The sequence below is a fragment of the Micromonospora sp. NPDC004336 genome (genome assembly GCF_053602615.1).
In genome coordinates this window covers 36,607-44,899 of sequence record NZ_JBSGDY010000035.1, presented here as the reverse complement: position 1 = coordinate 44,899, position 8,293 = coordinate 36,607, and the positions used below count along the sequence as shown (strand labels likewise).

Annotated in this window: 8 protein-coding genes; 5 read left to right on the top strand and 3 right to left on the bottom strand. The window is 73.7% G+C overall.

What is annotated here, in order from left to right:
* Positions 1–474 (top strand): peptidoglycan-binding domain-containing protein (locus tag ACWENR_RS10735; RefSeq protein ID WP_452276790.1); only part of this gene is annotated, 474 nt, incomplete at its 5' end.
* A 146-nt stretch (positions 475–620) separates the two neighbouring features.
* Here the strand turns inward: ACWENR_RS10735 and ACWENR_RS10730 are convergent.
* Entirely contained in the window at positions 621–992 is a 372-nt protein-coding gene (locus tag ACWENR_RS10730) for a winged helix-turn-helix transcriptional regulator (protein ID WP_452276789.1), read from the bottom strand.
* A 102-nt stretch (positions 993–1,094) separates the two neighbouring features.
* On the opposite strand from ACWENR_RS10730, the gene ACWENR_RS10725 reads away from it, so the two are divergent.
* From ACWENR_RS10725 to ACWENR_RS10715, 3 genes are all read left to right on the top strand, one after another.
* The gene (locus ACWENR_RS10725; RefSeq protein ID WP_452276788.1) at positions 1,095–1,718 is read left to right on the top strand and encodes an NAD(P)-dependent oxidoreductase; all 624 of its coding nucleotides are present in this window, start codon (positions 1,095–1,097) and stop codon (positions 1,716–1,718) included.
* The gene (locus tag ACWENR_RS10720; RefSeq protein ID WP_452276787.1) at positions 1,718–2,185 is read left to right on the top strand and encodes a nitroreductase family deazaflavin-dependent oxidoreductase; all 468 of its coding nucleotides are present in this window, start codon (positions 1,718–1,720) and stop codon (positions 2,183–2,185) included. The genes ACWENR_RS10725 and ACWENR_RS10720 overlap by 1 nt, the downstream gene beginning before the upstream one ends.
* 129 nt (positions 2,186–2,314) lie before the next feature.
* Complete coding sequence (locus tag ACWENR_RS10715) at positions 2,315–3,466, top strand: epoxide hydrolase family protein (RefSeq protein WP_452276786.1); 1,152 nt, start codon at positions 2,315–2,317, stop codon at positions 3,464–3,466.
* An 84-nt stretch (positions 3,467–3,550) separates the two neighbouring features.
* On the opposite strand, the gene ACWENR_RS10710 is transcribed toward ACWENR_RS10715, so the two are convergent.
* Together ACWENR_RS10710 and ACWENR_RS10705 are read right to left on the bottom strand one after the other, a co-directional pair.
* A complete protein-coding gene (locus ACWENR_RS10710) occupies positions 3,551–4,927 on the bottom strand; it encodes an FAD-dependent oxidoreductase (RefSeq protein WP_452276785.1) in 1,377 nt (458 codons plus the stop codon).
* A 157-nt stretch (positions 4,928–5,084) separates the two neighbouring features.
* Complete coding sequence (locus ACWENR_RS10705; protein ID WP_452276784.1) at positions 5,085–6,782, bottom strand: glycoside hydrolase family 10 protein; 1,698 nt, start codon at positions 6,780–6,782, stop codon at positions 5,085–5,087.
* A gap of 211 nt (positions 6,783–6,993) precedes the next feature.
* Between ACWENR_RS10705 and ACWENR_RS10700 the strand changes: the two genes are divergently transcribed.
* Positions 6,994–8,238 (top strand): family 16 glycosylhydrolase, encoded by a 1,245-nt coding sequence (locus tag ACWENR_RS10700; RefSeq protein ID WP_452276795.1) that lies wholly within the window; start codon positions 6,994–6,996, stop codon positions 8,236–8,238.
* Positions 8,239–8,293 lie beyond the last annotated feature (55 nt).

Below are 8,293 nucleotides of genomic sequence, written 5' to 3'. Positions count from 1 at the left end.
CCCGGGATCGCCGCCCCGGCCCGCCCGTCCGACGGCCGGACGCGGGCCGGCGCCCGGCCGTACGGGGGCTGGGTGCTGCGCGCCGACGACCGGGACGCCACGGCGACGACGGCGGCGCGCTACGACGGCGTCGACCGGCCCGCGCCGCTGGTCACCGACCGGTGGGTACGCCGCCTCCAGCAGGACCTGGCGGCGCTGGGTTTCCTCGCGTCGGACGCGGTCGACGGGGCGTACGACATGATCACCTACTGGGCGGTGCTGGAGTTCCAGACGTACGCCCGCCGGGAGCGCGCGGCGGTCGAACCCGCCGGCGCCACCGCCACCCAGCACGCCGACCGGCTGCGGCCGGTGGACGTGCCGGAGGCCGAACGGTACCGGGGCCCGGTCAGCGGCATGGCCGACGCGCCCACCCAGGCGGCGGTCCGGCACTGGGTGGACAGGCGCTGGCGCCGCCCCGGGCCGTGCCCCGGCTGACGCCGGACGGGCTCCGCCCCGCCCGCCGCCGCAGGTCGACGCGGCGGCGGTCAGCGGGTGGCCCGGACCCGCGCGCCGAGCCGGTCCGCCCGCCCGCCGCCGTCACGGTTGCCGGCCCACCGGCGGCCCGGCGCGCCGGGCCGCCGTCACCTCGCCCCGCTGTCGTACGACTCGCGGGCGTCGAGCAGTTCGTCCCAGTTCCGCTCGGCCCAGGCGCACGCGACCGCCATCGGTTCGAGCATGCTGCGACCCACCGGCGTCAGCTCGTACTCGACGCGCGGGGCGGGTCCGGCGTGGACGGTGCGTCTGACCAGGCCGTCCCGTTCGAGGGAGCGCAACGACTGGGTGAGGACCTTGGGGGTGACGCGGTGCAGCGGCACGCGCAGCTCGGAGAACCGGCGCGGCCCGTGCTCGAGGCAGCGGATGACGAGCGCCGCCCACTTGTCGCCGAACCGGATCGGGTTGAGCGAGGACGGGCACAGCTCGTCGAACATGTCGGCGGGCAGGGGTTGCCTCATGGGCCCAACGATAGCTGGTATCCCGGTGGTAACCGCGGCTGCCGATAGCGTCGACGAACCGGCCGGGCGCACAGGCTCCGGCCCTGGCGAGAGGCGTTTCTCATGAACATCGTGGTCTTCGGCGCGGGCGGCCGGGCCGGGCGGCAGGCCGTCGCCGAGGCACGTCGGCGCGGCCACCGGGTCACCGCCGTGGTGCGCGACCCCGCCCGCCACGGCGACCTGGCCGACGCGCGGGTGGTGGCAGGCGACGTCACGGACGCGGCGAGCGTCGCGGAGGCGGCCGCCGGGCACGACGCCGCCGTCGGCGCGGCCGTGGACCTGTCCGCGTCGCCGCACGACTTCTTCACCGCCTCGTCGCGCGCCCTGGCCACCGGCCTGGCGAAGGCGGGCGTACGCCGCCTGGTGGTGGTCGGCCTCGCGTCGATCCTGCCCGGAGCATCCGGTGCCGCCCTGATGGACGAGCCCGGCTACCCAAACGAGTACCGCTCCTTCTACCTCGGACACGCGGCAGGATTGGCGGAGCTGCAGACCTGCGACCTCGACTGGGCGTACCTGGCCCCCGCGGGCGACTTCGACCACGACGGCCCGCGCACCGGCCGGTACCGCCTCGCCGGCCACGGCGACCCGGCCAGCCGGATCAGCTACCCGGACTTCGCGGTCGCCCTGCTCGACGAGATCGAGACACCCCGCCACCACCGCGCCGCCGCGAGCATCCGGGAGGCGTGATGCCCGAGGTCCACGACAGCCCGAACCCCTGGGTCGCCGAGCACATCCGCCGCTTCGAGGAGACCGGCGGCCGGCCACGGCCCGGCGTGAACGACCTGCTCCTGACGACCCGGGGCCGAAGGACCGGCGAGCTGCGCCGCACCGCGCTCGTCTACGCGCGCGACGGCGACCGCTATGTGCTGGCCGCCTCCAACCGCGGCGCCGAACACCACCCCGCGTGGTACCTCAACCTGCTCGCCGACCCGTACGTCACGGTGCGGGTCGGCACGGAGACCTTCACCGCACGCGCGCGCACCGCCACCGCCGAGGAGCGCCCGCACCTGTGGCGCCTGATGGTCTCGACCATGTCGGAGTACGCGGCCTACCAGCAGCGGATCGTCCGGGAGATCCCCGTGGTCCTGCTGGAACGCGCCGCACGCCCGGACGAGCCCGGGGCCCGGTGCGGGGAGGTCGGTGAGGACGTGTAGAGTGATCTCCGTCAGCGATGAGGGGAGGTGAGCCCGGTGAACACCCAATGTCACGTCTGGGCGCTCCACCCGGCCATCCCTGTCCGCTGACTTCGCGTCGGGGAGAGCGCCCTCCTAACCGGAGGAACAATGACCTTCTCCCCGTTCCGTATCGCCGTATCCGACGAGGTGCTCGACGACCTGCGGGCCGGGCTGGCACGTACCCGCTTCACGGACCGCAGCGGCGATCAGCCGTGGCAGGCGGGCGCAGATCCCGACTACCTGCGAAGCCTGGTGTCCTACTGGCGCGACGGCTTCGACTGGCGGGCTCGCGAGGCCGAACTCAACGCGCTGCCGCACTACCAGGCCCAGATCGACGGGCGACGCGTGCACTTCCTTCGCGTGCCCGCGGTGCGGCCGGCCGGCGCGCCCGCCCCGCTGCCGCTGATCCTGAGTCACGGCTGGCCCAGCAGTTTCGTGGAGATGCTGCCGCTGGTCGACCGGCTCACCAACCCCGCGCGCCACGGGGGCGACCCCGCCGACGCGTTCGACGTGGTGGTTCCCTCGCTGCCGGGCTTCCTGTACTCGGAGCTGCCGAAGGGTCCGCTCACCCGCGCGGCGATGGCGCGGACGCTGCACCTGTTGATGACCGATGTCCTCGGCTACCAGCGCTACGGCGCCTTCGGTGGGGATGTCGGCGGCGTGGTCACCGGTTGGCTGGGCGCGCGGTATCCCGAGCAGGTGGCCGGCATTCACATGATCCATCCACCGTTCCCGGGCAGCTTCGACTCCCGCCCGCTGTCCCCGGCCGAGCAGGCGTTCCTCGACGCCGAGGCGGTGTACGACCAGACCGACGGCGGATACAGCGCCATCATGGGGACCCGACCGGACACCATCGCCGCGGCGCTGGTCGATTCGCCGGTCGGTCTGGCGGCCTGGCTCGTCGACAAGTATCGGGACTGGAGTGACAACCACGGCGACCTGGAGAGCCGGTTCGACCGGGACACCCTGCTGACGATCATCACCCTGTACTGGGCGAGCGGCACGATCGGCTCCTCGTTCCGGCAGTACTTCGACATCGGCCACAACAGTCCGCGGCCCGACATCACGGTGCCGGCCGCGTTCACGCTGAGCACCGAACCGTCGATGGCCAACTTCCCGCGCGAGATCGCCGAACGTGCCTGCACCGACATCCGGCACTGGAGCGAACCAGGTAGGGGCGGGCACTTCATGCCGCTCGAGGAGCCGGACCTGCTCGCCGGCGAACTCAGGCGGTTCTTCACCTCGCTACGCCCGAACTGATCGGTACGGGAGCCGGGCTGCCACAGCCCGGCTCCCCCCGTCGGGTTCGGATGGCGGCCGTGGCCGGATGGCACGGCGACCCGGTCAGCGCGTCCGGCGGCTGGCCCGCAGGGCGCCGAGGATCACGCCGGGCGTGGCCAGCGAGCGCGGGTGCGCGCGCAGGGAGACGACCTCGTTGAACCGGCGCGCGATCGTCACGTCGGTGACGGTCGCGGCGACGATCCGGCCGCTGAGCCAGTTGGAGAGGCGGTGGCCGCGCGGGTAGGGCCCGTCGACGTGGGGCAGCGCCAGGTCGGCGGAGGTCGACATCGCCCAGGCGGCGTCGACGACGACCTTCTGCAGGGCGAGGAACCGGCGCGCGGGCACGGCCGGATCCGGGCTCGACCTCAGGTGCGTCGACAGGCAGGCCGCGTGCAGGGCCGCCGCCGTGATCCCCTGCCCGTACACGGGATTGAACGACGCGACCGCGTCGCCGACGCTGACGAGCCCGGCCGGGAACCGCTTCAGCGCGTGGAAGTCCCGCCGCAGGCTCTCCGCATGGCGGTAGGTGCGGACGTCGCCGAGCATCTCGTTGCCGGCGAGCGCGCCGAACTCCGGCGGGAACTGCCGTCGCAGGCGGCGTACGAAGTCCTCCGGGGTGCGTCCCGGCCGGTTCTCCCCGTAACCGGCCATCATGGCCATCCACCGGCCGTCCTCGACGGCGAAGAACGCGGCGCCGGCCACGTCCGACGAGTTCCCCGGGGTGTGCAGGGCCATGACCACCGCGGGATCCGGGGCCGGTTCGGCGCGTCGGAACAGGGCCGTGGCGTAGTTCAGGTCGACGGCCATCCGCCGGCTGACGGGCCGGTCCCAGCCGGCCCGCTCCAGCCAGTCGGACAGCCGGCTCGAACGTCCCATGGCGTCCACCACGAAGTCGGCGGACTCGACGCCGGGGACGCCGTCGACCTCGCAGCGGACCCCGGTGGTCACGGCGCCGTCGAAGACCAGGCCCGTGGCGCGGGCGGTCAGCGTCTTGACGTTGGGCAGTCGGAGCACCCGCTGGCGGATCAGCCGTTCCAGCAGTGGGCGGGTGCCGGCGAGGCTGTCGGCGTCGTCGGGCACGACGACCTTGCGGCGGCCGTCGAGATAGGCCCTCCTGGTGGCCGGCGGTGCCTCGACCGCGCCCTGGGCGACGGCCTGCTCGCGGAATCCCGGGAACAGGCGCTCCAGGTGGAGAAGGCCGCCGGGCAGCAGCGCGTGCAGTTGCGTCCCCTGCGGCACGCCCGGCCGCCCGCCGGGCGCGTGCAGGTCGTCCCGGTCGAGAACGAGCACGCTCTGCGCGTGGTCGGACAACACCCGGGCGGCCAGCAGCCCGGCGACGCTGCCGCCGACGACCACGGCCCTGCCCAGGGTCGGGGACGCCTCGTCGGCGGGCGGCACCGCGTTCAGCGCGGCGAAGACGCGGGCCGGGGAGATGGCCATCGTGCCCTCCAGGGGTACGGGGGTGCGGCGCCTCCCGCACGACCGCCGGCTGACCGGGGCGCGGGCGAACCGGCGGCCGGCTGACGCACGTCGATCGTCGCACAGGCGCAGCCGCCGGCCGGTGAGGTTGGCGAGTCGGATTTGCGGCTCGGCGGCGTCACCCGATCGACGACGGTCGGACGCTGCGGGCACCGACCGGGTCCCGGCTTGGCTCCTCCCGGTCGCCGACGGATGCCGCCGCGCTGAGCCGGCCCTCGTTGCCGCTGCGGTCCAGGCCGGAGACGCAGTAGGACAGCGGGCGGTCGGCCGGCGCGGTGCGGTCGACCCAGGCCGTGCCCCGGGTGGTGCCGACGAGCCGGGCCACGTCGCCGTCCACCCGGTAGACGGCGAAGCTGGTGGCGTCGTCGCCGCGCCAGGTCAGCGCCACCTCGCCGGCGGCCTCGCGTCGCGCGCCGGTGACCGTGGGGGCGGCCGGCGGCGCGGCCGGTAGCTGCGCCATGGTGGGCACCAGGGCCGGGCCGGCGTAGTGCGCCCGGCGGTAGCGGCTGACCGCACCGAGTCTGTCGGCGCGTACCTGCTTGGCGCTGAAGTGCACGCTTCCGCGCACGCCGTGCCGCCGGTTGAGGGCGAGCTGGCGGTCCAGCTCGGCCGGGTCGCGCCAGGCGCCGCGCTCGCCCACCCGGTAGTCGGCCTGGCCGATGTAGAGCTGCACCCGGGTGCCCTCGACCGTGGCCGCCCACCAGGGCAGCAACCTGGCGTAGTCGGCCTTGGCGAAGCCGATGTGCCAGTAGAGCTGCGGCACGACGTAGTCCAGCCACTGCTCGCGTACCCAGAGCCGGGTGTCGGCGTAGATGTCGTCGTAGCTCTGCAACCCGGCGGTCGCGGAGCCGGCCGGGTCGGTGCGCGCGTTGCGCCAGATGCCGAACGGGCTGATGCCGAACTTCACCCACGGCTTGGTGGCCTTGATCCGCTCGCTCATCTCGCGGACGAGCGTGTTCACGTTGTCCCGTCGCCAGGCGTGCCTGTCCGCGAACCGGCCGCCGTACCGGGCGAACGCCGCGCCGTCGGGGAAGTCCTGCCCGGCCTCCGGGTACGGGTAGAAGAAGTCGTCGAAGTGCACGCCGTCGACGTCGTAGCGCCGGACCGCCTCCAGCATCGAGTCCTCGACGAACCTGCGGGCCTCGGGGATGCCCGGGTTGAAGTAGAGGCGGCTGCCGGGCCGGTCGGCGCTGGGATAGGTGACCACCCAGTCGGGGTGCCGACGCAGCGGGTGGGTCGGCGCGAGCTGGTCGAGCCTGGGGCCCGGTCCGCCCACGGTGGCCGGCTGCCCACCCCGGTACGGGTTGAACCAGGCGTGGAACTCCAGGTTGCGGGCGTGCGCCTCGGCGACCATGAACGCCATCGGGTCCCAGCCGGGGTCGCGGCCGTCGCGGCGCCCGGTCAGCCACTCCGACCACGGCGCGTACTCCGAGGGCCAGAGCGCGTCCCCGCTGGGCCGCACGTGCACGAAGACCGCGTTGTGGTGGTGCCGCACGGCCAGGTCCAGCCAGCCCAGGTACTCCGCGCGCGCCTTCTCGGCCGGCAGCCCGCGCCGGCTCGGCCAGTCGATGTTGTTCACCGTCGTGATCCACATGCCGCGCAACTCGCGGGGCGCGCGGGCCGGCCGGCCCGCGCAGCCGGCCGCCGCGCCGCCGGCGTCTCCCGGCTCCGGTGCGCCGGCGTCGCCGACGCCCCCGTCCCGCAACGACCACGCGCCGCCCGCGGCCACCACGACGAGCGCGACGACCACCGCGACGATCCCTTGGGTACGGCGGCGGCGGGGGGCGGTGCGGGCGGGTGGCGCGGCGGCGGGCATCGCCCCAGTCTGCACAGTGCACCCCGTCAGGGTGAACCGGTCGGCCGTTACTTAACGGTCAGCTAAGTCGAGTTGCCGGGCACGCGACCGGGAAAGGCTACCGGAAACAGTGTTGACAATTACCGTAGACATCGACACACTTCGCTCTGAGAGCGCTCTCTGGGCTCGGCCGGAGAGGGCTCGCGCGCCGGAGGAGGAAACCAGGATGGCCATGACCCACGCCCGTCGCGCGGCGGCGGCCGTCGTCTCCGCGGTCGTCGCGCTCGCCGCGATCCTCGTCCTGCCGGGCAGCACCGGCCGGGCCGACGCGGCCATCGGAGCGATCACCTGGCAGGACGAGTTCAACGCGCCCGCCGGCGCGCCGGTCGACCAGAGCCGGTGGCGGTTCGACATCGGTGGCGGCGGCTGGGGCAACAACGAGCGGCAGTACTACACCAACAGCACCAGCAACGCCGCCCACGACGGCCAGGGCAACCTCGTCATCACCGCCCGCCGGGAGAACCCGGGCAACTACCAGTGCCACTACGGCCGGTGCGAGTACACCTCGGCCCGGCTGCTGACGGCGGCGACGTTCACCCAGGCGTACGGCCGCTTCGAGGCCCGGATCAAGATTCCCCGCGGCCAGGGCATCTGGCCGGCGTTCTGGATGCTCGGCAACGACATGGGCAGCGTCGGCTGGCCGAACGCGGGCGAGATCGACATCATGGAGAACATCGGCAGGGAGCCCAACACCGTCTACGGCACCATCCACGGCCCCGGCTACTCCGGCGGCGGTGGCATCACCGGCAGCCGCACCATCGGCCAGCCGCTCGCCGACGGCTTCCACACCTACCGGGTGGACTGGGAGCCGAACTCCATCGTCTGGTACCTCGACGGCGTCGAGTACCACCGGGTCGACCCGGGCCGGCTGGGCGGCAACCGCTGGGTGTTCGACCACCCCTTCTTCATGATCCTCAACGTGGCGGTGGGCGGGAACTGGCCCGGCTACCCCGACGCCACCACGCAGTTCCCGCAGCAGATGCTCGTCGACTACGTACGCGTCTCGGGCCACACCTCGGGCGGCAACCCGCCGGGCGCCACCGCGATCAGGGGCGCGCACAGCGGTCGCTGCATCGACATCCCCGGCGCCGACCCGGTCGACGGGGCGAAGCTGCAGATCTGGGACTGCAACGGCACCGTCGCGCAGGCCTGGACGTTCGCCTCCGACGGCACGGTCCGGGCGATGGGCAAGTGCATGGATCCGGCCTGGGCCGGCACGGCCAACGGCACCGAGGTCAACCTCGTCACCTGCAACGGCAACCCGGCGCAGCGGTTCACCCTGAACGCCGCTGGCGACCTGGTCAACCTCAACGCCAATCGCTGCGTCGACGTGCGGGACTGGAACCCGAACAACGGCGGCAAGCTCCAGCTGTGGGACTGCTCCGGCGGGGCCAACCAGAAGTGGTCCCGCGGCTGACCGCGCTCCCCAGTGCCCCGACGCGCTCGCCCACGCGCCGCGATCCGGCTCCGCT

Bases quoted from the DNA above. Each gene is read 5' to 3' on its own strand.
- ACWENR_RS10730 (WP_452276789.1), bottom strand. From the start codon at position 992: ATGAGGCAACCCCTGCCCGCCGACATGTTCGACGAGCTGTGCCCGTCC.
- ACWENR_RS10700 (WP_452276795.1), top strand. From the start codon at position 6,994: ATGACCCACGCCCGTCGCGCGGCGGCGGCCGTCGTCTCCGCGGTCGTC.
- ACWENR_RS10705 (WP_452276784.1), bottom strand. From the start codon at position 6,782: ATGCCCGCCGCCGCGCCACCCGCCCGCACCGCCCCCCGCCGCCGCCGT.
- ACWENR_RS10725 (WP_452276788.1), top strand. From the start codon at position 1,095: ATGAACATCGTGGTCTTCGGCGCGGGCGGCCGGGCCGGGCGGCAGGCC.
- ACWENR_RS10720 (WP_452276787.1), top strand. From the start codon at position 1,718: ATGCCCGAGGTCCACGACAGCCCGAACCCCTGGGTCGCCGAGCACATC.
- ACWENR_RS10715 (WP_452276786.1), top strand. From the start codon at position 2,315: ATGACCTTCTCCCCGTTCCGTATCGCCGTATCCGACGAGGTGCTCGAC.
- ACWENR_RS10710 (WP_452276785.1), bottom strand. From the start codon at position 4,927: ATGGCCATCTCCCCGGCCCGCGTCTTCGCCGCGCTGAACGCGGTGCCG.